At 68.7% G+C, this 24,331-nt stretch carries 21 protein-coding genes and 1 riboswitch; of the genes, 10 read left to right on the forward strand and 11 right to left on the reverse strand.

Going from position 1 to position 24,331, the window contains the following annotated elements:
* Positions 1-10: 10 nt before the first annotated feature.
* Genes AB5J62_RS37025 through AB5J62_RS37035 form a run of 3 tightly spaced genes read right to left on the reverse strand, consistent with a single transcriptional unit; the run spans position 11 to position 3,362 of the window.
* Positions 11-1,783, reverse strand: a complete 1,773-nt coding sequence (locus tag AB5J62_RS37025) for an ATP-binding cassette domain-containing protein (RefSeq protein WP_370944694.1) — start codon at positions 1,781-1,783, stop codon at positions 11-13.
* A gap of 28 nt (positions 1,784-1,811) precedes the next feature.
* Positions 1,812-2,777 carry a 4-(cytidine 5'-diphospho)-2-C-methyl-D-erythritol kinase gene (locus AB5J62_RS37030; RefSeq protein WP_370944695.1) on the reverse strand — a complete coding sequence of 322 codons (966 nt, stop codon included), beginning with the start codon at positions 2,775-2,777 and terminating at the stop codon, positions 1,812-1,814.
* Positions 2,778-2,786: 9 nt separating this feature from the next.
* Positions 2,787-3,362 (reverse strand): TetR/AcrR family transcriptional regulator, encoded by a 576-nt coding sequence (locus AB5J62_RS37035; protein WP_370944696.1) that lies wholly within the window; start codon positions 3,360-3,362, stop codon positions 2,787-2,789.
* 108 nt (positions 3,363-3,470) lie between these two features.
* On the opposite strand from AB5J62_RS37035, the gene AB5J62_RS37040 reads away from it, so the two are divergent.
* Positions 3,471-4,868, forward strand: coding sequence for an MFS transporter (locus tag AB5J62_RS37040; protein ID WP_370944697.1), 1,398 nt, complete (start codon positions 3,471-3,473; stop codon positions 4,866-4,868).
* A gap of 46 nt (positions 4,869-4,914) precedes the next feature.
* Here AB5J62_RS37040 and AB5J62_RS37045 read toward each other — a convergent pair whose 3' ends face one another.
* From AB5J62_RS37045 to metG, 5 genes are all read right to left on the reverse strand, one after another.
* On the reverse strand, positions 4,915-5,928 hold the full coding sequence (locus AB5J62_RS37045; RefSeq protein ID WP_370944698.1) for a methionine ABC transporter ATP-binding protein: 1,014 nt from the start codon (positions 5,926-5,928) through the stop codon (positions 4,915-4,917).
* Between the two features lie 195 nt (positions 5,929-6,123).
* A riboswitch (SAM riboswitch) is annotated at positions 6,124-6,214 on the reverse strand.
* Between the two features lie 119 nt (positions 6,215-6,333).
* On the reverse strand, positions 6,334-7,176 hold the full coding sequence (gene rsmA, locus AB5J62_RS37050; RefSeq protein ID WP_370944699.1) for a 16S rRNA (adenine(1518)-N(6)/adenine(1519)-N(6))-dimethyltransferase RsmA: 843 nt from the start codon (positions 7,174-7,176) through the stop codon (positions 6,334-6,336).
* A 459-nt stretch (positions 7,177-7,635) separates the two neighbouring features.
* On the reverse strand, positions 7,636-9,015 hold the full coding sequence (locus tag AB5J62_RS37055; RefSeq protein ID WP_370950438.1) for a transglycosylase family protein: 1,380 nt from the start codon (positions 9,013-9,015) through the stop codon (positions 7,636-7,638).
* A gap of 282 nt (positions 9,016-9,297) precedes the next feature.
* Positions 9,298-10,134: a TatD family hydrolase gene (locus AB5J62_RS37060; protein WP_370944700.1), complete on the reverse strand. Its 837-nt coding sequence runs from the start codon at positions 10,132-10,134 to the stop codon at positions 9,298-9,300.
* An 11-nt stretch (positions 10,135-10,145) separates the two neighbouring features.
* Positions 10,146-11,939, reverse strand: coding sequence for a methionine--tRNA ligase (gene metG / locus AB5J62_RS37065; protein WP_370944701.1), 1,794 nt, complete (start codon positions 11,937-11,939; stop codon positions 10,146-10,148).
* A gap of 62 nt (positions 11,940-12,001) precedes the next feature.
* On the opposite strand from metG, the gene AB5J62_RS37070 reads away from it, so the two are divergent.
* The 6 genes from AB5J62_RS37070 to AB5J62_RS37095 all read left to right on the forward strand — a co-directional run bounded on the left by AB5J62_RS37070 (position 12,002) and on the right by AB5J62_RS37095 (position 16,991).
* Positions 12,002-12,589 (forward strand): PadR family transcriptional regulator, encoded by a 588-nt coding sequence (locus tag AB5J62_RS37070; RefSeq protein ID WP_370944702.1) that lies wholly within the window; start codon positions 12,002-12,004, stop codon positions 12,587-12,589.
* Between the two features lie 78 nt (positions 12,590-12,667).
* Positions 12,668-13,666, forward strand: a complete 999-nt coding sequence (locus AB5J62_RS37075; RefSeq protein ID WP_370944703.1) for an ATP-binding cassette domain-containing protein — start codon at positions 12,668-12,670, stop codon at positions 13,664-13,666.
* Entirely contained in the window at positions 13,656-14,420 is a 765-nt protein-coding gene (locus AB5J62_RS37080; RefSeq protein ID WP_370944704.1) for an ABC transporter permease, read from the forward strand. The genes AB5J62_RS37075 and AB5J62_RS37080 overlap by 11 nt, the downstream gene beginning before the upstream one ends.
* A gap of 80 nt (positions 14,421-14,500) precedes the next feature.
* Positions 14,501-15,118 carry a GH25 family lysozyme gene (locus tag AB5J62_RS37085; protein WP_370944705.1) on the forward strand — a complete coding sequence of 206 codons (618 nt, stop codon included), beginning with the start codon at positions 14,501-14,503 and terminating at the stop codon, positions 15,116-15,118.
* 20 nt (positions 15,119-15,138) lie between these two features.
* Entirely contained in the window at positions 15,139-16,401 is a 1,263-nt protein-coding gene (locus AB5J62_RS37090; protein WP_370944706.1) for an aminodeoxychorismate synthase component I, read from the forward strand.
* A gap of 77 nt (positions 16,402-16,478) precedes the next feature.
* Positions 16,479-16,991 carry a hypothetical protein gene (locus AB5J62_RS37095; protein WP_370944707.1) on the forward strand — a complete coding sequence of 171 codons (513 nt, stop codon included), beginning with the start codon at positions 16,479-16,481 and terminating at the stop codon, positions 16,989-16,991.
* Positions 16,992-17,049: 58 nt separating this feature from the next.
* Here AB5J62_RS37095 and AB5J62_RS37100 read toward each other — a convergent pair whose 3' ends face one another.
* A complete protein-coding gene (locus AB5J62_RS37100) occupies positions 17,050-18,006 on the reverse strand; it encodes a zinc-binding alcohol dehydrogenase family protein (protein ID WP_370944708.1) in 957 nt (318 codons plus the stop codon).
* 101 nt (positions 18,007-18,107) lie between these two features.
* Here AB5J62_RS37100 and AB5J62_RS37105 point away from each other — a divergent pair, with 101 nt between their 5' ends.
* Complete coding sequence (locus AB5J62_RS37105) at positions 18,108-18,671, forward strand: QsdR family transcriptional regulator (RefSeq protein WP_370944709.1); 564 nt, start codon at positions 18,108-18,110, stop codon at positions 18,669-18,671.
* On the opposite strand, the gene rsmI is transcribed toward AB5J62_RS37105, so the two are convergent.
* Positions 18,668-19,498: a 16S rRNA (cytidine(1402)-2'-O)-methyltransferase gene (rsmI, locus tag AB5J62_RS37110; RefSeq protein ID WP_370944710.1), complete on the reverse strand. Its 831-nt coding sequence runs from the start codon at positions 19,496-19,498 to the stop codon at positions 18,668-18,670. The two genes, AB5J62_RS37105 and rsmI, sit on opposite strands and share 4 nt — an antisense overlap.
* A gap of 57 nt (positions 19,499-19,555) precedes the next feature.
* Between rsmI and AB5J62_RS37115 the strand changes: the two genes are divergently transcribed.
* Positions 19,556-21,118 carry a dolichyl-phosphate-mannose--protein mannosyltransferase gene (locus AB5J62_RS37115; RefSeq protein WP_370944711.1) on the forward strand — a complete coding sequence of 521 codons (1,563 nt, stop codon included), beginning with the start codon at positions 19,556-19,558 and terminating at the stop codon, positions 21,116-21,118.
* Positions 21,119-21,161: 43 nt separating this feature from the next.
* On the forward strand, positions 21,162-22,202 hold the full coding sequence (locus tag AB5J62_RS37120; RefSeq protein WP_370944712.1) for a hypothetical protein: 1,041 nt from the start codon (positions 21,162-21,164) through the stop codon (positions 22,200-22,202).
* Between the two features lie 331 nt (positions 22,203-22,533).
* Here AB5J62_RS37120 and AB5J62_RS37125 read toward each other — a convergent pair whose 3' ends face one another.
* Positions 22,534-24,255, reverse strand: a complete 1,722-nt coding sequence (locus AB5J62_RS37125; RefSeq protein ID WP_370944713.1) for a serine/threonine-protein kinase — start codon at positions 24,253-24,255, stop codon at positions 22,534-22,536.
* Positions 24,256-24,331: the final 76 nt, after the last annotated feature.

Consider the following 24,331-nt stretch of genomic DNA (forward strand, 5'->3'; position numbering starts at 1 on the left):
CAGTAGCGAACTACTCCGCGGCTTCAGACGTTTCCAGCCATCGCGCCTCGACCTCGTCCTTTTCCGTTAGGACGGCCTTCAGCTCGGCGTTCAACGCCATCAGCTTGTCAGGGTCCGTAGCGGCTTCGAGGAGCGCGTCGTGGAGCTTCGTCTCCTTCGCGTGCAGCTGGTCGAGCTTGCGCTCCAGCCGCGAAAGCTCCTTGCCCGCCGCGCGCTTCTCGGCCGCGGTCAGCTTGGCCTCCGCCGAAGTCGCCTTCGGGCTGCCTTCGATCCGCTTCGGCGCGTCGACGGCCTTCGCACGCCGGGTGAGGTACTCCTCGATGCCGCCGGGCAGGTGCGTGATCTTGCCGTCGCCGAACAGCGCGACGATCGTGTCGCAGACGCGTTCCACCAGGTACCGGTCGTGCGAAACGACCACGAGGCTGCCGGGCCACGAGTCGAGCAGGTCTTCGAGCTGCTGCAGGGTGTCGATGTCCAGGTCGTTCGTCGGCTCGTCGAGCAGCAGGACGTTCGGCTCGCCCATCAGCAGGCGGCACAGCTGCAGCCGCCGCCGCTCGCCACCGGACAGGTCCTCGACCGGCGTCCACTGCCGCGCCGCCGGGAAGCCGAGCTTTTCGAGCAGCGACGACGCCGAGAGTTCCTGCTTGCCCAGCACCACCCGGCCCGCGATGTCTTCGACCGCCTGGAGCACGCGGCGGTCGCCGGGCAGGTCGTCGAGTTCCTGGGAGAGGTGCGCCAGCGCGACCGTCTGGCCCTGGATCCGCTTGCCGGAAACCGCTTCCGACTCGCCCGCGAGCAGCTTCAGCAGCGTGGTCTTGCCGGAGCCGTTGACGCCGACCAGCCCGACCCGCTCACCGGGGCCGAGCCGCCAGGTCACGTTGTCCAGCAACGGCTTCTCGCCCGCTTTGAGCGTCGCGTCCTCGATCTCGAGCACCGTCTTGCCGAGCCTGCGCTTCGCGAACGCCATCAGCTCGACGGAGTCACGCGGCGGCGGCACGTCGGCGATCAGCGCCTCGGCGGCGTCGATGCGGTACTTCGGCTTCGACGTCCGCGCCTTCGCGCCGCGCTGCAGCCACGCGAGTTCCTTGCGCGCCAGGTTCTGCCGCTTCTCTTCGAGCGTCTGCGCGAGCCGTGCGCGTTCCGCGCGCGCGAAGACCCAGTCCGCGTAACCGCCTTCGTACTGCTCGACGCGGCCGTTCGCGACTTCCCAGGTGAGGCTCGCGACGGTGTCGAGGAACCAGCGGTCGTGCGTCACGACCACGACCGAGACGCGGCGCGCGAGCAGATGGTCGGCCAGCCAGCGGACACCTTCGACGTCCAGGTGGTTGGTCGGCTCGTCGAGCACGATCAGGTCGAGCTCACCGGTCAGCGCGGCCGCGAGCGAGACCCGCCGCCGCTCGCCGCCGGACAGGTTCCTGGTCGGGGTTTCGAAGCCCAGCGCGGAAATCCCCAGTCCGTCCACAATGGACCGGACGCGCGCGTCGGCCGCCCACTCGTGGTCGGCGTCGTACCGCTCCAGCACGACGTCGCGGATCGTGCTGCCTTCCGGCAGCTCGGTCCGCTGGGTGACCACGGCCATGCGCAGGCCGTTCACCTGGCTCACCCGGCCGGAATCCGGCGCGGCGATCCCGGCGAGCACCTCCAGCAGGGTGGTCTTGCCGCCACCGTTGAGCCCGACGACGCCGATGCGCTGGTTCTCGCCGACACCGAGCGAAACCCCGTCGAGCAGCGGGCGCACCCCGTAGGACTTGCTCACCGACTCCAGATTGACCAGGTTGGCCATGGCTTTCAGCCAATCCTTTCGTTAGAACTCACGCGTGCACTTTGGGCGGGCTCGGACGCGGCGCGTCGTCGCCGCCGATCACCCTGGCGCCGGGCACCGGGCCGTGCGCGACACGGACGGTCCGGCAGACACCGGCGCCCGACAGCTCGGCCGCCACTTCCAGCGCGGACTGCGCGTCGGCGCAGAGGAAAGCACAGGTCGGGCCCGAACCCGAGACGATGCCGGACAGCGCGCCCGCGTTGACGCCCGCGCGCAGCGTGCGGCGCAGGCCCGGCCGCAGCGAGACGGCGGCGGCTTGCAGGTCGTTGCCGAGCAGCAGGGCCAGCTGCCGGGGATCGCCGGAGGACAACGCTTCCACGAGCGGGGCGTGCGAGCCGATGCGCGGCGGGTCGCCCTCGGCGCGCAGCCGGTCGATCTCGCCGTAGACGCGGGGCGTCGACAGGCCCTTCTGGTCGAAGGCGATCACCCAGTGGAAGGTGTGGCGGGTGAGCACCGGCACCAGGCGTTCGCCGCGGCCGGTGCCGAGCGCGGTGCCGCCGTAGAGCGCGAACGGCACGTCACTGCCCAGTTTCGCGGCGATGGTCGCGAGCTCGTCCCTGCCGATGTCGAGCTTCCAGAGCGCGGAGAGCCCGACCAGCGTCGCGGCGGCGTCGGCGCTGCCGCCCGCCATCCCGCCCGCGACCGGAATGCCCTTGCGCAGCACGACACGGACCTTCGGGTCGTCGCCGGACTTGCCGACGTGCGCGGCGAGCGCCTGCACGGCGCGCCAGGCCAGGTTGTTCGCGCCGGTCGGCACGGAGCCCTCGCCCTCGCCGTACACCTCGACGCCGGGGTCGTCGGTGGCCGCGACCGTGACCTCGTCGGTGAGCGAAAGCGCCTGGAAGACGGTCACCAGCTCATGGAAACCGTCGTCCCGCACATCGCCGACGGACAGGTGCAGGTTGATCTTCGAAGGCACCCTGACGGTCACGGGTGGCGGTACGACTGCGAGCACCGGTCCAGCCTACGTTGCCGTCGCCGGGGAGCCGCCGGTAGGAGAAGCGAGCTCCAGCGCGACCTTGAGCGCGACCTCGGAATCCGGGCGGGCGAGCTCACCACCGCCGAACAGCGGGTTGTTGCCCATGACGAGCGCGACCAGCGCGAGCCGCGCGCGCAGCTGGGTCTCGGCGTCCTCCTCGGAGGCGCAGAGCAGCTCGAACAGGCCCTGCATCTTCTCGCCCAGGTTGTGCTGCAGGCCCATCTCCTTCAGCGCGGGGACGTTCTGCTGCATGAAGCGCATCACCTGGCCGAGCCTGCCTTCGATGAGCGCGGCGAACCGCTTGAGCACCTCGACCTTCGCCTCGGCGGGGCCGAGCGCGCGGCCGTGCTCGACGATCTCGGCGATGCCTTCGGCCGCGTCGCCGACCAGCCCTTGCACGATGTCTTCCTTGGTGCGGAAGTGGTAGTACAGCGCGGCCTTGGTGACGTCGAGCCGCTCGGCTATCTCGCGCAGCGACGTCCCGTCGTAGCCCTTCTCGCTGAAGAGTTCGAGCGCGACGTCCTGGATCCGGTCACGTGTGTCGGTGCGCCGCCCTGCCATCGGTGTCCTTTCTGAGGTTCCTCTCAAGCTTACTTGACGCCCGGCTAGCAATGACTTACCTTACGACCGGCTAGTTAACTTACCGGTCGACAAGTAATGGGGGTCCTCATGACCGCGACACTCGAAACACCACCCGACGCGCCGGCCCGCCGCAGATGGTGGGCACTCGGCGCGCTCGCGCTCGCCCAGCTGCTGGTCATCATCGACACCACGGTCGTCAACATCGCCCTGCCGTCCACCCAGCGCGACCTCGGCATGTCCGACGTCGCGCGGCAGTGGACGATCAGCGCGTACACGCTCGCGTTCGGCGGGCTGCTGCTGCTCGGCGGGCGGCTCGCCGACCGGCTCGGGCGGAAGAACACGCTGCTCATCGGGATCACCGGGTTCGCGCTGGCGTCCGCGGTCGGTGGCGCGGCCGACGGCGCGGCCATGCTCATCGCGGCCCGCGCGACGCAGGGCGTGTTCGCCGCGCTGCTCGCGCCGTCGACGATTTCCTTGCTGACGCTGACGTTCACCGATCCGAAGGAGCGGGCGAAGGCGTTCGGCTACTTCAGCGCGATCATCATGTCGGGCGCGGCCGTCGGGCTGATCCTCGGCGGGGCGCTCACGGAGTACCTGAACTGGCGCTGGTGCCTGTACGTGAACCTGCCGATCGCGGTGCTCGCGGGCGTGGCGGGCTGGTTCGTGCTGCCGAAGGTTCCCGGTCACCGCACCGCGAAGCTCGACTGGCTCAGCGGTTTGCTCGGCAGCGCCGGGATCGTGGCACTCGTCTATGGGCTTTCCGAAGCGGCTTCACAGGGTTGGGGTTCCGGGCTGGTGCTCAGCTGCCTGGGTATCGCCGTGGCCGCGCTGGTCGCTTTCGTTGTACGCCAAGGAATGTTGCCGAACCCGTTGCTGCCGTTGAATGTGGTCACCGACCGGCGGCGGGCGGCAGGCTATCTGACGATCGGCGTGGCCTCGTTCGGCATGTTCGGGATGTTCCTTTTCCTTACCTACCAGCTGCAGGCGATACTGGGCTACGGCGCTTTGGCTGCTGGGCTGGCATTCCTGCCGCTACTCGGCGCGAATCTCCTTGTTTCATCACAGATTTCGCGGCGACTGCTGCCTCGTTTCGGGCCGCGCCCGTTTTGGGTGATCGGGTTGACGCTGCTGGCGTGCGGGCTCTTCCTGCTCGTCTGGCTGACGCCGGGTGCGTCCTACTTCGGCCTCATCCTGCCTGCCGAAGTGCTGCTCGGCGCCGGCGTCGGGCTGGCGATGCCGGTGGTGATGAACGTTGCCACGTCAGGGATCGAGCCGAAGGACGCGGGTGTCGCGTCGGCGTTCATCACGACCTCGCAGCAGGTCGGCGCGTCACTCGGCACGGCTTCGCTGAACACGATCGCGGCGAGCGCGACAGTGGGCACTTCGGCGACCGCGATCGTGCACGGCTACGCGACCGCCAGCGGCTGGGCGGCCGGGATCGTGCTCGTGATGGCTTGCGTCGTGGGCGCGCTCGCGCGGAAGTGATCAAGCGGGCTTTATCCCGAGACCGGGATAAAGCCCGCTGAATCCCTTAAGCCGCAACGATCGCCTGCGGGGTGCGCGCGGGCTGGGCGACGTGCGCGCCACGCTCGGCGATCCAGCCGAGCGCGCCCTGGGCCTGCTCGCCGCGGATGCCGAGGCGGAAGCGGGCGACCGGGGTGTCACCGACGCGGGTGACCCCGCCGCCGATGGTGGCGAGCTCGACGTCGAACCGCGTCGCCGCTTCGGGGAGCAGCGCGCCGATGGCCGCGAAGCCGATCAGCACGACGTCCACCGAGCGCTCGTACTTGGCGGCCTGCGCGCGGGTGGTCTCGATCGCGGGCAGCAGCGCCTGCGCGGTGCGGCTGGCCGGGTCGGTGATCAGGTCGAGCACGGAACCGCGCTCGATCAGGCTGCCTGCCTCGAGGACCGCGACGTCGTCGCACACCCGGCGGACGACGCTGGTGTCCGGCGTGGTCAGCACGACGGTGACCCCGAGTTCGGCACGCGCGCGGTCGAGCACGGCGAGCACCGCGCCGGACTCCTCGGATCCGATACCCGAGGTCGGGTCGTCGGCGAGCAGCACCGACGGGCTGGAGGCGAGCGCGCGGGCGACGGCCACGCGGCGGCGCTGGCCCGCGGTCAGCTCGTCGGGACGCTGGGTGGCGCGCTGGGTGAGCCCGACCAGGTCGAGCAGGTTGCCGACGCGGGTGCGCCGGGTCGGGCCGTCGAGACCGAGCTGCTCCAGCGGGGAGGCGATGTTGCCCGCGATGGTGCGCTCGGCGTGCAGCTCCGGCTTGGCGTCGAGCACGCCGACCTGGCGGCGGATCTCCCGGAGCCTGCGGCCGTCGAGCGCGCCGGTGTTGAGGCCGTCGAGGCGGACGACACCGCGGTCGGGCCGCTCCTGCAGGCCGACGACGCGGGCGAGGGTGGACTTGCCGGAACCGGCGGGACCGACGACGCCGAACAGCGAACCGGCGTTGATGTCGAGGCTCACGTCGCGCAGTGCGACGACCGGATTTCCGTTGGCAGAGAAGGACTTGGACAGGTTTTCAAGCGTGATCACGAAAGGGCTCCCCAAGGAAGCACGCCGCGTTCAGCGGGCGCGCAGAACCGTCACCAAAGAAGGCGTCCGAAATGGACTCAGATCGAAAAGAGGGTTTTTAGGCGAAGACGGTTGAGCGTCGACACGCGGAAACCGTACGGCGACCCTCATCGACGACACGTCGCCTGGTGAGCATTCGCGAGCGGTACATCAGTTCCTCCATCGGTCCTGGCTGTAGCACCTGCCCCGGGAGGGGTGGTTGCTGCGACTTCAGCGAGCCAGGTCTCTCAGTCGCTCGGGATGGCAAGATGAGTAAAACCGATCCCAAGGCGTGAAAGCAAGTCCATTGGTGCAGATCACACGACTGGACCTGTCCAGAGCACGGGAGGAGATTTCCAGATAGCGGAACAGCGACGACCCGTCACGCTACGAAGCGGCGAGCGCGATCCGTTCGAACGCACGTACATCCAGCTGCTCACCGCGCGTCTTGGGATCTACTCCCGCGCTCGTGAGAATCTCACCCGCGCGCTCGGCCGAACCGGCCCACGTCGCGAGCGCTGCCCGCAAAGTCTTCCTGCGCTGGGAAAACGCGGCATCGACGACAGCGAAGAGCTTTTGCCGGTCCACAGTGGACTCAAGCTGCGCACGTTCGAAGGAAACGAGCGCGGAGTCGACATTGGGCACCGGCCAGAACACCGCACGCGGCACGGCTGCCACCTTCTTGGCCCGGCCGTACCACGCGAGCTTGACGCTCGGCACCCCGTAAATCCGGCTGCCCGGTTGGGCGGCCATCCGGTCGGCCACTTCGGTCTGGACCATTACGAGCGCCCGCTGAAGACTCGGCAGCTCGGCCAGCAGCTGGAGCACGACGGGCACGGCGACGTTGTACGGCAGGTTCGCGACCAACGCGGCGGGCTCGGCGGGCAGATCGCCCGCCTTGATCTTCAGCGCGTCCTGCCCGATGACGGTCAGCCGCTCGGCGGCCTCCGGCGCACGCTCGGCCGCGGTCCGCGGCAGCCGGGCGGCGAGCTTGGGATCGATCTCGACGGCGACGACACTGCTGCCTGCCGCCAGCAGCCCCAGCGTGAGCGAGCCGAGCCCCGGCCCGACCTCCAGCACGACATCGTCCGCGCCGACCCCGGCGAGCTCGACGATGCGGCGCACGGTGTTGGGATCGTGGACGAAGTTCTGCCCGAGCTTCTTGGTCGGGCGCACGTCCAGCTCAGCGGCCAGCCCACGGATCTCGGCAGGCCCGAGCAGTTCAGTCACGCCCCCACCTTAGTAAGGACACCCCCCGCCCGCCCTGGGGGCTCCGCCCTGCACCAGCCTACCCGCCCCCACCGACAGTCGATCTTGCCAAGCCGACCTGCCCACAGGCCACGCCGGTCGTGGACAACTCAAGCCGCTCCGACCTTCGCTCCACCGAACCTGTCGGTGCGTCGTGCTAACGCGGGGCTCGTCGCTCTCCACGTCCCGAACCCGCACGCGAAAGCCGAGTTCGGGACGTTGGGCGGCCCAAACTCGGCTTTCGCGTGTATACAACCGCCGGTCGCTGGGGTCGTGAGCGTTGCGGACAGCTCTGGGTTGTGCGGGGTTTTCGGCCACTGACCGGCCGAAAACCCCGCACAACCGGCCTGTCGCCCAGCGGCAAGCAGGCTGACGACCCTCGTACAAACAACAGCGGCGCCCGACGCGAAAATCGCGTCGGGCGCCGCTGGAAACCGAAACCTAGCCGAGGCCGAGCTTGCGGGAGCAGGCAGGCCAGGCGGAGTACGAGCCGCCACGACCGGCGCGCACCTTCTCGGCGATCGAGATCTGCTCTTCGCGGGAGGCCTGGTGCGGCATGGAGGCGTACGCGGAGCCGCCGTAGGCGTCCCAGGTCGACTTGTTGAACTGGAGGCCGCCGTAGTAGCCGTTGCCGGTGTTGGCCGCCCAGTTGCCGCCTGCCTCGCACTTGGCGAGCTGGTCCCAGACCGAGCCGTCGCCGATGCTGACCGGGGGCTTCTTGGTGCCGACGTGGATGATCTTCGGCTTGGCCTCGGTGAGGATCTCCTCGGAGACCTGCTCGCGGCCGACCTCTTTGTCGTTCTTCTTGGTGACCTTGTAGGTGACCATCTTCTCGCCGGCCTGGCCAGGGTCCTCGACGGAGGTCTTGCCCTTGTCCAGGTCGGGGTCGTCGACCTTCTGCTCCGGCGGAGCGATGGTCTCCTTCTCCTTGACCATGGTCACGCCGGTGCGGCTGACGTGCACCTCGGCGCCGTCGGTCAGCTTGAGGTCGAGACCGCCCTCGGCCTCGTCCTCGGGGCCGAGGGAGACCTTAAGCTCGCCGAGCAGCTCCTTGGTGGTGACCGCGTTGGTCTTGATCTGCTTCGCCTCGGTGCCACCGTCGTAGAGCACGATGTTCTTGAGGGTCTTGACCTCGACGGTGGCGCCCTCGAGGGGCAGCGCGCCGGTGGAGGCCATGGAGGTCCAGGTGCCGGGCTTGAGCAGCTCGGTCATGCCCAGCTGGCCCAGCGCGTCGCCCAGGTTGGTGGCGCGGACCCAGTTCTGCTTGGCGGGAGCGCCGTCGACGACCAGGTTGAGCTGGCGGCCGCGCTCCAGGTGGATGACGCCGCCGTCGCCGACCTCGGCCTGCGGCGAGGGGGACAGCGAGTCGTGCGCGCCGACGGACAGCTCGGCGTCTTCGAGCACCTCGCCGACGGTGTCGCCGTAGGTGTGGACGGTCTGCGAGACGCCGTCGACCTCGACGGTGACGCTCTTGTTCATCGCCAGCGCGGCGGCGCCACCACCGGTCAGGGTGAGCAGCACGGCGACGACGGCGCCCTTGAGGAAGCGGCGCTTCCAGGTCTTGGTGGCCTCGACGACCGGGTCGACCTTCACGGCCTGGCGGGCCACGCGGTCTTCGGAGACCTCGTCGGGGATGACGATCGGCGGGAGGTAGGTCGTCTCCGCGTTGATCAGCCGGATCAGCTCGTCGACGTCGACGTCGATCTCGTTCATCAGGATCTCGGCGTCGGGGCCGAGTGCGGCGAGCACGTCCTGATGGGTGACCGCGAGGTCGTCGGAGAAGTCGAGCTCCCCGTGCGCGGGCCGGTCCAGCGTCGCCAGCGGGCTGCCGTGGGCGTACGTGTCCTCAAGACGCGCGTCAGCGTGTCTATAAGTGCCAGTCACAGGGTCGATCCCTTTCGAAAGAGGTCGTTGCTCCTCGATCCGCACCACGCCCCGACGCGTGTTCGTGTTGACCAAGGGTGTGCGCTCCGGCAAGGCCAAAGCGGCACGATCACGGGACAGTAACGAAGGTCGGGAGGTTGCGCAAACACCCCCCGGAATGTTGTGACTTGTGTCACTCCATCGAGTGGGTTAACCGAGTTTCCTTATGTAGCAACGCGTTCAACCCCCTGTGACGCTGAGGAGTCGGAACACCCGCTCGGCGTTCAGCCGCGCGGACTCGGCGATCTCGTGCACTCCGACGCCCCTGACCTCGGCGAGGTTACGCACCGTGTAGGCCGCGCAATAGGGCTCGTTCGGCTGCCCGCGGAACGGATGCGGAGTCAGGAATGGCGCGTCCGTTTCCACCAGGAATTGCTCCGAAGGGACCAATCGCGCCGCTTCCCGCAAAGAACGCGCGTTTTTGAACGTCACGGTCCCCGCGAACGACAGGACGTAGCCCGCGTCGACGCAGCGCCGCGCGATCACCTCGTCGCCGGAGAAGCAGTGGAACACGACGTCGGCCGGCGCGCCCTCCTCCGCCAAGACCCGCAGCACGTCCTCGTGGGCGTCGCGGTCGTGGATCATCAGCGGCTTGCCGACCCGCTTGGCGAGGTCGATGTGCCACCGGAACGCCTCCTGCTGGGCGTCGTGCGGCGAGTAGTCCCAGTAGTAGTCGAGACCGGTCTCCCCGACCGCGACCACCCGGGGCTGCTTGGCCAGCCGCTCCACTTCGGACCGCTCGGCCTCGCCGAACTCCTTGGTCCGCGTGGGATGCACGGCGACGGCCGCGAACACCCGCTCGTCCCAGGTGGACGCCTCGGCGGCCCACTGGGCCGAGGCGAGGTCGTCCGCGACGGTCACCACCCGGCCCACCCCGGCGCGCTCGGCGCGGTCGACGATCTCGCGCACGTCGTCGGCCGTGACCGCGCCGCACGCGTCGAGGTGGGTGTGCGAGTCCACCACCGATACCGGCAGCCTGTCCGGCACCGGTGGCTTCTCGCGAGGTGGCTTGCTCACTTGACGATCACTCACTTGACGATCGGAGCCCACTCGGGGCCCGTCTCGCCCAGTTCCGGGTCGAGCTTGGTGAACAGCGGGCTCGGCTTCTCAAGCGGCCTGCCGACCTCGATCGGCACCGACTCCCAGCGCGCCTGCTCGCTCGCGTAGTCACCGGTGAGGATCGGGTTGACCCGGCCGGGGATGTCGAGGTCCTCGACGTCCCGCAGCTCCGGCTGCGACGCCCAGACGCCCGTGCCGCCCAGCGCCTCGTGCACCTTCTGCGCCGAGTGCGGCAGGAACGGCGTCAGCAGCGTGTTGGCGTCCGAGACGACCTGCAGCGCGGTGTGCAGCACGCTGTCGCGCCGCGCGGGATCGTCCTTGAGCTTCCACGGCTCCTGGTCGGACAGGTACCGGTTCGCGGCCGTGACGACGCGCATGGCCTCACCGGCGGCCATCTTGAACCGCGAGCGCGCCAGGTGCCCGCCCGCGATCTCGAACGCCTTGCGCGAGAGCGCCTTGAGCTCCTCGTCCGCGGCGGCGGGCGCGTCGGGACGCGGGATGGCGCCGACGTTCTTGTGCGCCATCGAGATGGACCGGTTGACCAGGTTGCCCCACTCGTTGGCCAGCTCGAAGTTGGTGCGCCGGACGAACTCGTCCCAGGTGAAGTCGGTGTCCTGGGTCTCGGGGCCCGCGACCGAGATGAAGTAGCGCAGCGAGTCGGGCCCGAAGTCGCGCAGGAAGTCGTTGACGTAGATGACCGTGCCGCGCGAGGTCGAGAACTTCGACCCGCTCATGGTCAGGAACTCCGACGACACGACCTCACCGGGCAGCGCGAGCTTGCCGTAAGGGCCGACCTCGCCACCGTGGTCACCCTCGCCGTTGTGGCCCATCAGCAGCGCGGGCCAGATCTGGGCGTGGAAGGTGATGTTGTCCTTGCCCATGAAGTAATAGGTCTGGGCGTCGGGGTTGAGCCACCATTCCTGCCACGCGTCCGGGTTCCCGGAGCGGCGTGCCCACTCGACGCTGGCCGAGAAGTAGCCGATGACCGCGTCGAACCAGACGTAGAACCGCTTCAGCGGCTGGTCGCTCCAGCCGTCGAGCGGGATCTTGACGCCCCAGTCCAGGTCACGCGTGATCGCGCGCGGCCGCATGTCGTCGACGAGGTTCTTGGTGAAGTTGAGGACGTTCGAGCGCCAGTCCGTCTTCGTCGAGAGCCACTTGCCCAGCGTCTGCGTGAAGGCGGGCAGGTCGAGGAACAGGTGCTCGGTCTCGACGAACTTCGGCGTCTCGCCGTTGATCCGCGACTTCGGGTTGATCAGTTCCTGCGCGTCGAGCTGGTTGCCGCAGTTGTCGCACTGGTCGCCGCGCGCCCCGTCGTAGCCGCAGATCGGGCAGGTGCCCTCGATGTAGCGGTCGGGCAGCGTGCGGCCGGTGGACGGGCTGATCGCGCCGACGGTCGTCTTGGGCACCACGTAGCCGTTGCGGTGCAGCGCCAGGAAGATCTCCTGGACGACGTGGGCGTGGTTCCCGGTGGTGGTGCGGGTGAACAGGTCGTAGGTGAGGCCGAGGCCGCGCAGGTCCTCGCCGATCTGGCGGGTGTACTTGTCGGCGGTCTGCTGGGAGGTGAGGCCTTCCTTGTCCGCCTGGACGGTGATCGGGGTGCCGTGCTCGTCCGTGCCGGAGACCATGAGGACCCGGTTGCCGGCCATTCGCTGGTAGCGGGAGAAGACGTCGGACGGGACGCCGAATCCGGACACATGGCCGATGTGGCGGGGGCCGTTGGCGTACGGCCAGGCCACCGCTGTCAACACGGAGGTACTCATGCTTATTTAGCCTACGGATGCTGTCTCGTGCATTGTTGTCAGGTACTGCTTGGAGGTCACTCTTGTCGGCGACGCGTTTGCTCGTGCTCGGGGTCGTACGGATGTACGGCCAGGCGCACGGCTACCAGGTGCGCCGCGAGCTGCTGTCGTGGTCGGCCGACAAGTGGGGCAACGTGCAGCCGGGCTCCATCTATCACGCACTCAAGAAGATGACCGTCGAGAACCTGCTCGAACAGGTCGCCGACACCGGCGAGAGCGGCGGGCCGGACCGGACCGCGTACCGGCTGACCGCCGAGGGCGAAGAGGAATTCGAGACGCTGCTCAGCACGGCGCTGTCGACGAACGACCCGAGCCCGTACACGCTCTCCGCGGCCGTCACCTTCATGACCGCGCTCCCCCGCGAGCGCGTCGTAAGCCTTCTCAAGCACCGGCTGATGCAGATGGAAGGCCAGGAGCAGGCGTCGCTTTACGCCCGCGAGCATTTCACGGACTTCGCCAAGCCCGCGCACGTCAGCGAGCTGTACCGGATGTGGCACGCGCACGCCGAGACCGACGTGCGCTGGCTGCGGGAGATGATCGGCCGCTTGGAGCAGGGCGAGTACGTCATGGCGGGCGAAGACGAGACCGTCTTCGGCGAGCCCACCGCCTAATCAAATTTGACTAGCGCACCCTTCTAGGGCATGGTTTGCCCGGCAAACTAGTCAAGTTTGAATACGAGAGGGGTTCTCATGATCAAGGCACGCGGCCTCGCCAGGCGGTTCACCGCCAGGGGCCGCACGGTCGACGCCGTCAAGGGTGTCGACATCGACGTCGAAGCCGGCGAGCTCGTCGGCTTCCTGGGCCCGAACGGCGCGGGCAAGACCACCACCCTGCGCATGCTCACCACGCTGCTGAAGCCGACCGCCGGTGAGGCCATGGTCGGCGGGGTGGACCTGCTGAAGGACCCGCTGGGGGTACGCAAGCGGATCGGTTACGTCGCGCAGGGCGGCGGTATCGCGCCGGAAGCCAAGGTCGGCGAGGAGATCGAGCTGCAGGGCAGGCTGTACGGCTTGTCCAAAGCCGACGCGCGCGCCCGTGGCGCCGAGCTCACCGGCCGGCTGGACCTGTCCGGGTTGGACCAGCGGCTCACGAAAACACTGTCGGGCGGCCAGCGCAGGCGGCTCGACATCGCACTGGGGCTCATTCACTCACCCGGCCTGATCTTCCTGGACGAGCCGACCACCGGGCTCGACCCGCAGAGCCGGGCCAACCTGTGGGAGCACATCCGCAGGCTGCGCGCCGAGCAGGGCGTGACCGTCTTCCTGACGACGCACTACCTCGACGAGGCCGATTCGCTCTCCGACCGGCTGATCGTCATCGACAACGGCGAGATCGTCGCCGAAGGCAGCCCGGACGCCTTGAAGGAACGGGTGTCCGGCGACGGCGTGGTCGTCGGCGTGCCCCGCGAGTCCGTGTCACGGGCCGCGGAGATCGCCGGCCGCCTGCAGGGCGCGCACGAGATGTCCATTGTGGACGACACGATCCGGTTCCGGGTGCCGCGCGGCGACGTCGCGATGCCGGAGCTGCTGCGCGCGCTCGACGGCGAAGACATCGCGATGCGGTCGATGGAAGTGCACCGCCCGACCCTCGACGACGTGTTCTTCGTGCTCACCGGGCGCAGCCTGCGTGACGCCGAAGAGGGCGCGCAGGCGCCTGCGCAGGAGAAGGAGGCCGCCGATGTTGCGTGACACCTGGTTGATCTTCCGCAAGGAGATGGTCGCCGCGCTGCGCAATCCGACCTGGATCATGATCGGGATCATGCAGCCGCTGCTGTACCTGTTCCTGTTCGGTCCGCTGATGGTCAAGGCGATGCAGGCACAGGGACTGACCGAGGTGGACGGCTGGATGCTGCTCACCCCGGCGCTCATCGCGCAGCTGGCGCTGTTCGGCAGTTCGTTCGTCGGCTTCGGACTGCTCGCCGAGTACCGCTCCGGCGTGGTCGAGCGGATGCGGGTGACCCCGGTCAGCCGCGCGGCGCTGCTGCTCGGCAAGGTGCTGGCGAACGCGCTGCAGGCGGTGTTCCAGGCCGTGCTGATCATCGCGCTGGCGTATTTCGTGTTCGACCTGAACGCGCCGTTCGTCGGTGTGGTGCTGAGCCTGGTGATCGTGTTCCTGCTCGCGGTCACGCTGGCGTCGTGTTCGTACGCGCTGGCGCTGACGCTCAAGAGCGAAGAGTCGTTCCCGGCTCTGCTGAACGCGGTCCTCATGCCGCTGCTGCTGCTTTCGGGGATCCTGTTGCCGATCACCGCGGGCGTCGCGCCCGCGTGGTTGTACAACGTTTCCCGGATCAACCCGTTCCGGCACGTGGTCGACGTCGAGCGCAACACGTTCAAGGGCGACTTCGCGATGGACGCGGTCTTCACCGGCTCCGTGGTCGTCGTCGTGATGGCCGTTTTGGCGATTTGGTGGGGCGCGAGGACGTTCCAACGTGAAAACGCCTGAGACACGCTGATGTGAAAGGTCACCTTACTAAGGCAGTACGCACGTAAGGTGACCTTTCACTGCATGCGAGGGCGGTGCGAATGACAGAGCCGGAAGCCGAACTGGGAATCACCCTTTCCCATCGGGAGACCGTGGACGACTGGGCCGCGGTCCGCACCGGCGATTTCAGATTCGCGTCGGTGACGGTCACCGAGAACACCAATTGGAGCGCGCTGGCCGCCGAACGGCTGCTGGCAGGCGCCCAGCAGGCTGGAATCCACACGGGAGCGCGGCATTACGCGCGCCCCGGCGCGGTGCACGACCAGGCCGAGTTCTTCGTCCGCACGGCGAGCAAGCTGGGCGCGTTCGCGCCCGGTTCGCTCGCGCCGGCGCTCGAAGTCGAAGCGCAGAGTGTGGACGACAAGTTCATCAAGGCCTGGATCAAGGCGGTCCGGCACGCCGCGCGCATCAAGCGGGTGCTGATCTACGCGGACTACGACTGCTGGGCGAGCCACCGGCTCAACCCGGACCGGTGGGCCGACAGCGAGGTCATCCTCTGGCTCGTCCGGCACAACGGCATCCCCGGCCGCCCCGGCTGGTTCCATTCGAGACTCGGCCTGCACCAGCACGGTTTCGCGCCCGAGGTGCCGGGCGTGCGCGGGCAGGTGGCGCAGGACGCCGTGGTGTATCCGTTCACATTGGGCGATTTACTGCTCTAGTAGCTGCGACAATCCCCGGCATGCGGTTGGTGGTGCGCGCGCTCTCGTCGACGGTGACGCCTGATTCGGCGTTGCTGCTGCTCGGCGCGCGCGCCCGCGAGCTGGGAATCGCGCCGCCCGCGGCGTTGAGCGGCGAGTGGTTCGGCTCCCGTGCCGTGCTCGCGCCGACCGTGTCCTTAAGCGCTTTCGACGCTTCGCAAGCGTTTTCGGTACCGGATGACCAACCGGCTGTGCGTGACTCGATACCCGGCGCGGTCGGCGGTGGCTGGTTCGGTTACCTGTCGTATGACCTGACCGACCCGTCCGGCCGGTCGGCCGGCTTGCCCGTGGCGGCCTGGGGCTGGGCGGATCACGTGCTGCGCCTGGACGCGCACGGCCGATGGTGGTTCGAAACGCTGGATCCCGCCCGCCTTCCGCTGGCCGACGAGCTGGAAGCACTGCTCTCCCGTCCCGCGCCCGCGTCGCGGTGGCGAGCGGCCACTTTGGACCGCCCGCTGCCGTCGGATCATCACACGGCCGTGAAGTCCTGCGTGCACGCGATCGAAGCGGGCGAGCTGTTCCAGTCGAACATCTGCACCCGGTTCACCGGCGAGTTCACCGGCTCGCCCGAGGCGTTGTTCGCCGAAGGCATCCGCCGGATGTCGCCGCGCCGCGCGGCTTTCCTGACCGGCCCATGGGGTTCGCTCGTCTCACTCTCACCGGAGCTTTTCCTTTCCCGGCAAGGAGATCGCGTCCGTTCGACACCGATCAAGGGCACACTGCCCCGCCGAGGCGCCCACGACGACGAGCTGGCCACCCGGCTTCGCGAGTCCACAAAGGACGTCGCGGAGAACGTGATGATCACCGACCTGGTGCGCAACGACCTCGGCCGGGTCTGCGCGGTCGGCAGCGTGCGCGTGCCCGAGCTGTTGCGCGTGCGGCCCGCACCCGGCGTCTGGCATCTCGAATCCACCGTCGAAGGACGTCTCGACGCCTCCGACGCCGACCTGCTCGCGGCGACCTTCCCGCCGGGCTCGGTCACCGGCGCGCCGAAGATCCGCGCGCTGGACCTGATCGCCGAACTGGAACACACCCCGCGCGGCGTCTACACGGGAGCCATCGGGCTGGCGTCGCCGATCGCGGGCCTGGAGCTGAACGTCGCGATCCGGACCTTCGAGATCACCGGCGGGCGCATCGCGCTCGGCGTCGGCGGTGGCATCACCGCCGACTCGGAGCCGGGCGGCGAATGGCAGGAATGCCTGCACAAGGCCGCCCCGCTCGAACACCTGCTGGCGAACCCGTAACCCGGTCGGTTACTTCTTCACGCGATTCACGCGCGGCCGGGTACCTTCGAACCAAGATCGACTCTTGGGAGCCAGCCATGCGTCTTCGCCATGTCGTCGCCACGATCACGCTCACCGCGGGCCTGTGCGTCGCGCCCGCCGCCCAGGCACTGGCGATCCAGCCGTGTCCCGAGGTCAACGACCCGCCGGACTACCGGATCTCGAACGGCGCGAAGGCGTGGATGGCCACGAACCTGCGCAGTGACTACCTCACCGGGCCGGGCAGCATCACCTACAACAAGACGACGACGTCGGAGGTGAACGCGTCCATCACCGGCACGACCGAGGCGGAGGCCGGGATCATCTTCGCGAAGGCCAGCGTCTCGCTGTCGGTCAGCGTCGGCGGCAGCTACTCGAAGTCGGACTCGTGGTCGTACACGGCCGAAGTGCCAGCCGGGAAGACGATGCGCCTGCAGCAGTACAAGGAAGGGCGCTCCTTCACCGTCGTGAAGTACCGCATCGTGCCGCCGTGCAAGGTCAAGGACATGTGGACCAAGAAGGTCACCGCGCCGGTCAAGAGCCCCAGCTACCTCTGGAAGCTCGTCAGCTGAGAAACCCCGCGATAAAGCCCGCTTTACTCCCGGGAGTAAAGCGGGCTTTATCCCCGGCCTACCGGCTCGGGTCGAGCAGGAGCTTGCCGACGGTCCCGCGCGAGCGCAGCGCCTCGTGCGCCTTACGAGCCTCCGAAAGGCCGTACTCGCCACCCGCGACAGCGCGGATCTTGCCCGCGACGGCCAGCTCGAACAGCTCGGTCATCGCGCGGCCGTAGACGTTGCCCGGCAGCGAGAGCGCGTGCGGCAGCCACATGCCGGCGACCGTCGAGCTGTGGCCGAGCAGGTTGCGCAGGTCGATCTCCTTGGGCAGCTCGCGGCTGGCCATGCCGTAGAACGCGAGCCTGCCGAACGGCGCCAGAGCCGCGATGCTCTGGTCGGTGGTCTTGCCGCCGGTCATGTCGAGCACGATGTCGACGCGCTTGCCGCCGTTGGCCTCGCGCAGCGCCGCGGTCATGTCCTCGGACCGCGAGTCGATCGCGACGTCCGCGCCCAGCTCCAGCGCGAGCTTCCGCTTCTCCTCGCTCGACGCCGTCGCGATGACACGACCAGCGCCCCACACCTTCGCGAGCTGCACGGCGATGCTGCCGACACCACCGGCGGCCGCGTGCACCACGACCGACTCGCCCGCCTCGAGGTGCGCGCTCTTGCGCAGCAGCAGCCAAGCGGTCGCGCCCTGGACGATGAACGACAGCGCGGTCAGGTCGTCGACACCCTCGGGGATCTCGAACAGCCCGCCTGCGTTGGCGACGGCCCGCTCGGCGTAGCCCGCGCCGTTCAGCAGCGCGACGACGCGCTTGCCGTCCGGGGTACGCCCGGTGACCTCGCCGCCGGGCACCAGCGGCAGCTTGCTCGGCGCGAGGTAGGAGTTCTCAGCCTGGTGCGTGTCGGCGTAGTTGACCCCGATACGGTCGACCTCGATCAAGATCTCGCCGGTCCCCGGCACCGGATCCGGCAGCTCGACGGGGTTGAGGACCTCGGGCCCGCCGAATTCGGTCACCTGAACTGCACGCATGAGCCACCTTCCGTCATCTGGATGAAACATTTTTGCATATGTCTCACGCCTGAGACAGCACGTGATATGTTTCACCGATCGAAACCGAACTGAGCCGCCTGTTGAGAGCTGAGCGCCCCGAACGTCCGGACGCTCTGTACGCGTTCGCCATCGCGCGATCCTGGTTTTTGGAAGGCCGCCGCGTCGACCTGCGGGAACTGTCCACCGAGCTGGAGATCAGCCGCGCGACCCTGTTCCGCTGGGTCGGCAACCGCGATCAGCTGCTCGGCGAGATACTCTGGTCGATCACCGAAGACGTCTTCGAAGCCAGGTCCAAGTCCGCGACCGGCACCGGCGCCGAGCGGCTCGCCGACGCCATCGGCTCATTCGTCCGCACGGTCAACGAGGCGAAGGCGTTCCGCGAGTTCGTCCGCCGCGAGCCCGAGCGCGCGCTGCGCATCCTCACCACCAAGGCCAGCGTCGTGCAGAGCCGGATCATCGCGAAACTCGAGGAGCTGCTCGAAGCGGAGGTCCGCGAGTGCGGCCTGAACCCGCCGCTGCCGGTGCCCGACCTCGCCTACCTGATCGTCCGCATCGGCGAGTCGTTCATCTACACCGACATCATCACCGGCGAGGAGCCCGACGCCGCCAAGGCACAGGCCGCGATCGAGGCGCTGCTCCGCTAGCGGCGCGACGCGAGCACCGCGTCGTACAGCTCCTTCTTCGACACTCCGGCGGCTTCCGCGACCTCGGCGGCGGCCGTCTTGAGACGCTCGCCGTCGGCGACGCGCTCGGAAACTTCGCTCACCAGGTCCGCCACAGAAACCTCACGCGGCTCACCCGGCCCGAGCACCACAGTGATCTCACCGCGGACACCCTCCGCGGCCCACTGCGCGAGCTCCCCGAGCGTCCCGCGCTTGATCTCTTCGTAGGTCTTCGTCAGCTCTCGGCAGACCGCGGCGCGCCGGGAACCGCCGAGCACGGACGCGGCGTCCTCCAGCGTCGAGGCGATCCGATGCGGCGACTCGAAGAAGACCACGGTGCGCGGTTCCTGCTTGAGCTCGCCCAGCCACTTGGCCCGCTCGCCCGGCTTGCGCGGCGCGAACCCGTCGAAGCAGAAGCGGTCGCACGGCAGCCCCGACAACGCGAGCGCCGTCGTCACGGCGGACGGACCCGGCAGGCAGGTGACCGGCAGGTCCGCCTCGACACAGGCCGCGACCAGCCGGAAGCCGGGGTCCGAGACGCTCGGCATCCCGGCGTCGGTCACCAGCAGCACGGTCTCGCCGTCCCGCAGCGACTCGAGCAGCTTGGGCAGCCGCGACGTTTCGACGTCCTCGTAGAAACTGACGATCCGCCCGGTAGGCGAAACGTCCAAGGCCGACGCGAGCGCGCGCAGGCGCCTGGTGTCTTCGGCCGCGATCACCTCGGCGGTGCCGAGTGCCTCGACGAGCCGGGGCGACGCGTCGCGGATGTCACCCAGCGGGGTCGCCGCCAGTACGAGCCGACCGGTCATACGCTCAAGCTACAGCGGCATGTCGAATTCACTTCGCCGCCCGTAGGATCGTGACCCGTGACCGCCTTGCTGACGCGCCCTGACGACGAAAACGCCGTCGAGGACCTGCGGCCGCCGTCGGATCGCGAGGCCACACTCCTGGGTCGCCCGATGCCGGCCGACCGGCTGCGCGGCTGGATCGTCACCGCGGTCGTCACGCTCATCGGCGCCATCGTGCGCCTGCAGGACCTGGGTTTCCCCACCGACAAGGGCACCCCGGTCTTCGACGAGAAGCACTACGTCCCGCAGGCCTGGCAGGCACTGCGCAACGGCGGTTACGAGGACAACTACGGCTACGAACTCGTCGTCCACCCGCCGTTGGCGAAGCAGCTGATCGCGGTAGGTGAATGGCTGGTCGGCTACAACGGCTGGGGCTGGCGCCTGTCGGCCGCGCTCGCCGGCGTCCTGATCGTCTTCCTGACCGTGCGGATCGCGCGGCGCCTGACCCGCTCGACCCTGCTCGGCGCGATCGCCGGCGTGCTGGTCATCTGCGACGGCGTGCTGCACCTGCAGGCCCGCATGGGCATGCTCGACATCTTCATCGCGCTGTTCGTGCTCGCCGCGTTCGGCTGCCTGCTGCGCGACCGCGACCAAGTCCGCGAACGCCTCGCCGTCGCCGTCCGCGAAGGCTGGGCCGACGAGTCGAAGTTCGGCCCCCGCCTCGGCTTCCGCTGGTGGCGCTTCGCCGCCGGGCTGATGATCGGCCTCTCGTTCTGCGTCAAGTGGTCCGGCCTCTACTACATCGTCGCGTTCGGCCTGCTCTGCGTGTTCTTCGACGTCGCGGCCCGGCGCGCGGCGGGCGTCGAGCACCCCTACCTCGGCACGATCGTGCGGGACGTGGCGCCCGCGCTGTTCGCGATACTGGTGCTGCCGTTCCTCATGTACCTCGGCAGCTACTGGGCCTGGTTCGCCAGCGAGACCGCGACCGACCGCAACTACGTCGAGATGAAGAACATCGACCCCGGCTTCTGGGGGTTCGTGCCGGACGCCTTGCGTTCCCTCGGCGACTACACGGCGAACGTGCTGCATTTCCACGCGAACCTGACCACGCCGAAGGACAACCCGCACCCGTGGGAGTCGAAGCCGTGGACGTGGCCGATGGGCCTGCGGCCGATGCTCTACTACTACGAGTCCGGCGCGGCGGCCACCGGCTGCGGCGAGGCCAACTGCGTCCGCGCCACCATGCTGATCGGCACGCCCGCGATGTGGTGGCTCGCGCTGCCGATGCTCGGCTGGAGCGTCTGGCGCTCGGTCTTCCGCTCGGACTGGCGCTATGCGGCCGTGCTCGTGGCCTACCTCGCCGGTCTGCTGCCCTGGTTCATCAACCTCGACCGGCAGATGTACTTCTTCTACGCCACGCCGATGGCGCCGTTCCTGATACTCGGGCTCACCTTGATCCTCGGGCAGGTACTGGGCAGTGCCCAGCGCGGTTTCGAACGGCGCGGCACCGGATTGCTCGTGGTCGCGCTGTACGTCGGCCTCGTCGTCGCGAACTTCGCGTGGCTCTGGCCGATCCTCAACGGCGACTCGATCACCAGCGGCCAATGGCAGGCCGAAATGTGGCTTCCATCGTGGCGTTAACCCGTTTGGCCTAGACTTCGCCCCAAACCTACTGGGGGTTGAAATGTCACGTTGGCCAGCTCTGCTCGCCGGTCTTCTGTTGTTGACCGGCTGTTCCACCACCATCACCGGCTCCGCCTTTCCGCTGGGCGGCGGCCCGCAGGCGGACGCACCGGCCTACAAGCCGCCCACCAATGGATCGGGCTTCAGCACCGACCCACTCGACCAGCCGCTCCCGCTGCGTTCCGAGGTCAGCAAGGCGGCCTGCGACTGGCTGCCGCTCGTCACCGAGGAAATGAAACCGCTCGGCACGGTCAGCTCGGAAGCCGTGCTCAGCGGCTGCCAGTTCGTGCTGCCGAACAACAAGGGCGCGCAGGTCCACGTCTACGGCCCGTACAACCGCATCACGCAGACCACGTCCTCGGTCGAGCCGGTGCAGATCGCCGGGTTGAAGGGCCGCGTCTACACCTTCGACCCGCCGCCGGTCACGTTCTGTTCGGTGCTGCTCGACGTCCGCGCGTACGCCGCGCTCGCCGTCGACGGCTACGACATCGGCAGCGAGGAAGCCGGCAACCGCGCCGAGCACTGCGAGATCGCCAAGAAGGTCGCCGAAGTCATCGCGAAGAAGTTCGTCCCGCTGGCAGGCGGCACACCTTGGGAAGGCGTCGTGCAGGAACCGCCCGCCGACGCGCTCGCCAAGATGCCCGGAGGCATCTGCGAGATCGTGAAGTTCACCCACGTCAACTACGCGGGCATCTCCGTCCCGCGCGGCGGCGGCAAGGAAGGCGTCACCCCGCTCGGCCCGAGCTGCGCCTACGAGAGCAAGTACGCCAACGCCGTCGGGTCCTATACGACAGCAGGCGTCGGTTTGGCTGGGGTGCCCGAGAAGCCTGGGGCGCGTGTGACGCCCGGGAAGTTCGGCGTCCTGCCCTCGCGGATCGAGCAGACGGCGACGAGCTGCACGTTGAGCGTCGAACTGCAGAGCAAGCAGGTACTGCAGACCGAGTTCACCCCGGTCGCGAAGGACGCCAAGGACAAAGCGTGCGAGTCGGTCAAGGTCACCATGGCCGTCTCGGTCGCCAGCCTGATCAGCGGGATCTCGTAAGCGGGTCGTGAATGTTGCCGACGGTTCTATTTGAGCGGACGGTCAAAAGTGGCATGTCTGGTTGCTCGGCTGCGACCGGGTGGCTGTGTGGAAAATGCGTCGTTGAACGACGCAAGCCGCACTCACCAGGTACGAGAGCCAGGTATGAGGGCTCCCTTCATCCACGGTCGGCGTCGGTGAGGGCTTCCCTTACCCGAGCGAGGCGGCCGAAGAAGGGGTCGTGAGTGTTTTCGCCGGTTAGAACCGGCCGTACCACTCACGACCCCACGCCGAGCCGCCGAACAGGCCACCTTTGCGTTTCCGCTCAAATAACCGTCGGCAACACTCACGGCTAACGCGTCTGGCGGGGCACGAACTGGGTGACCGGGCCGTCGGCCGACTTGCCGACGCGCGAGAGCCAGCCTTCGACCTCGCGCTGGACCGCGCTCAGGGTCGGGCGGCGGCGCGGGTCGGCGTCGAGTGACGCGATGAGGATGCGCGAGTGGGCGCTGCGCGCGGGCAGGCACGACATCGGCTCCGAGCGGGCTGCGGCCATCAGCGCGGCCATCGGTGTCTCGCGGGTTCCGCGCGGCGGCTGGCCGGAGAGCGCGTAGCTGATCGTCGCCGCGAGCTGCCAGGCGTCCGAGGCCGGGCTGGCCTGGGCGCCCATCGCGGTCTCGGGCGCGACGAAGTCGGGGGTGCCGATCATCATGCCGGTGGCGGTCAGCTTCGAGTCGCCCTTGCTGCGCGCGATGCCGAAGTCGATCAGGTGGGCCAGGCCGCCGGGGTCGAGGATGATGTTGGACGGCTTGATGTCGCGGTGCAGCACGCCTTTCGCGTGCGCCGCGGCGAGTGCGCCCGCCATGGTCGCCCAGAGCCGCCCGGCGGCGATGTCGTCGAGCGGGCCGTGGCCGTCGACGATCGCGGCCAGCGGGCGGCCTTCGAGGTACTCCATCACCAGCGCGAGGCCGTCGTTCTCTTCGACGAGGTCGTACACGCGCACGCAGTTCGGGTGGCTGACGGCGGCGAGCGCGCGGGCCTCGCGCTGCATGCGCTCTTCGGTGTCGCGGTCCGGCGCGTGCGCGATCTTCAGCGCGACCGTGCGGTTGAGCTGGGTGTCGTGCGCCTGCCACACGGTGCCGAAACCGCCGGCGCCGAGCTGCTTGATGCGCCGGTAGCGGCCGCCGCCCGCGTTGCGCGAGCCGGGCGGCGCCGGGATCGGTCCCGGTGCCGCCGCCAGCAACGGCGCCGGTTCGGCGGCGGGCGCGACCGAGGTCGGGTTGTAGTTCTTCATCGGCGGCGGCGGAAGTGGTGGCGGGGTCTGCGCGACCTGCGAAGGCGGCGGCGGGCGGTACGGCTCCGGCTCGTTGCGCGGGCGCTCCGGACGGTTGATCACCGCCCACGGCGGCGGGCCGACGAGCGCGACCGGGATGATGCCCAGCACGCTGAACGGCAGGAACCCGAGCCACAGGTGCACGGCCGTGTTGGCCTCGACGCCCGCGCTGAACAGGAACATAGCGAGGAACGGGATCCAGATGAGCCGCGACGGCCACTTCGGGCCTCGGCGGAACGCGGTGCGTGCCTGCAGGATCACGAACAGCAGCGACGCGGCGGGCAGGCCGAGCAGCAGGATCAGGTACAGACCGTAGGAAAGGCCCTGGCCCGTCGGGTAGAACAACGTCTCGTAGACGTTCTGGCCGCCGCCGAGGTATTCCTTCTGCACCCCGACCCACGAGCAGAAGTTGTTGTCCAGTGTGGACATTTCGGCGCCCGAGAGTCCCGACTTGCCACCGGAGAACGCCGCGCGGTAGGTCTCGGACACGCCGAGGCTGAGCAGCCACGGGAACACGAGCGCCGCGACCAGCCCGATGCCGCCGAAGATCGACAGCGTCGTCATGTCGTAGCGGTTGCCGGTGCCCTTGCGGATGATCGCGATCACGACCGACCCCAGCACCGGGAACAACGCGATCAATGCCCCAGCGGTACTCGTCGCCCACACCCAGTCGCCAGGACAGATGCCAGGCCCGAAAAGCGTGTGCGCCAAGGACAGCAGCGAGCTTGCGAGACCGCCCACTCCCCACTCCCTCGCGTCGATTTGCCGTTTTCCCCCAACTCAGCTTAGGACGCACGAGCGCCGGTCGCGGTTGCAG

It is taken from the genome of Amycolatopsis sp. cg5, from assembly GCF_041346955.1.
Classification (GTDB): domain Bacteria; phylum Actinomycetota; class Actinomycetes; order Mycobacteriales; family Pseudonocardiaceae; genus Amycolatopsis.

Bases quoted from the DNA above. Each gene is read 5' to 3' on its own strand.
- AB5J62_RS37085 (WP_370944705.1), top strand. From the start codon at position 14,501: ATGACAGAGCCGGAAGCCGAACTGGGAATCACCCTTTCCCATCGGGAG.
- AB5J62_RS37035 (WP_370944696.1), bottom strand. From the start codon at position 3,362: ATGGCAGGGCGGCGCACCGACACACGTGACCGGATCCAGGACGTCGCG.
- metG (WP_370944701.1), bottom strand. From the start codon at position 11,939: ATGAGTACCTCCGTGTTGACAGCGGTGGCCTGGCCGTACGCCAACGGC.
- AB5J62_RS37090 (WP_370944706.1), top strand. From the start codon at position 15,139: ATGCGGTTGGTGGTGCGCGCGCTCTCGTCGACGGTGACGCCTGATTCG.
- AB5J62_RS37040 (WP_370944697.1), top strand. From the start codon at position 3,471: ATGACCGCGACACTCGAAACACCACCCGACGCGCCGGCCCGCCGCAGA.
- AB5J62_RS37025 (WP_370944694.1), bottom strand. From the start codon at position 1,783: ATGGCCAACCTGGTCAATCTGGAGTCGGTGAGCAAGTCCTACGGGGTG.
- AB5J62_RS37080 (WP_370944704.1), top strand. From the start codon at position 13,656: ATGTTGCGTGACACCTGGTTGATCTTCCGCAAGGAGATGGTCGCCGCG.
- AB5J62_RS37095 (WP_370944707.1), top strand. From the start codon at position 16,479: ATGCGTCTTCGCCATGTCGTCGCCACGATCACGCTCACCGCGGGCCTG.
- AB5J62_RS37075 (WP_370944703.1), top strand. From the start codon at position 12,668: ATGATCAAGGCACGCGGCCTCGCCAGGCGGTTCACCGCCAGGGGCCGC.
- AB5J62_RS37120 (WP_370944712.1), top strand. From the start codon at position 21,162: ATGTCACGTTGGCCAGCTCTGCTCGCCGGTCTTCTGTTGTTGACCGGC.
- AB5J62_RS37100 (WP_370944708.1), bottom strand. From the start codon at position 18,006: ATGCGTGCAGTTCAGGTGACCGAATTCGGCGGGCCCGAGGTCCTCAAC.
- rsmI (WP_370944710.1), bottom strand. From the start codon at position 19,498: ATGACCGGTCGGCTCGTACTGGCGGCGACCCCGCTGGGTGACATCCGC.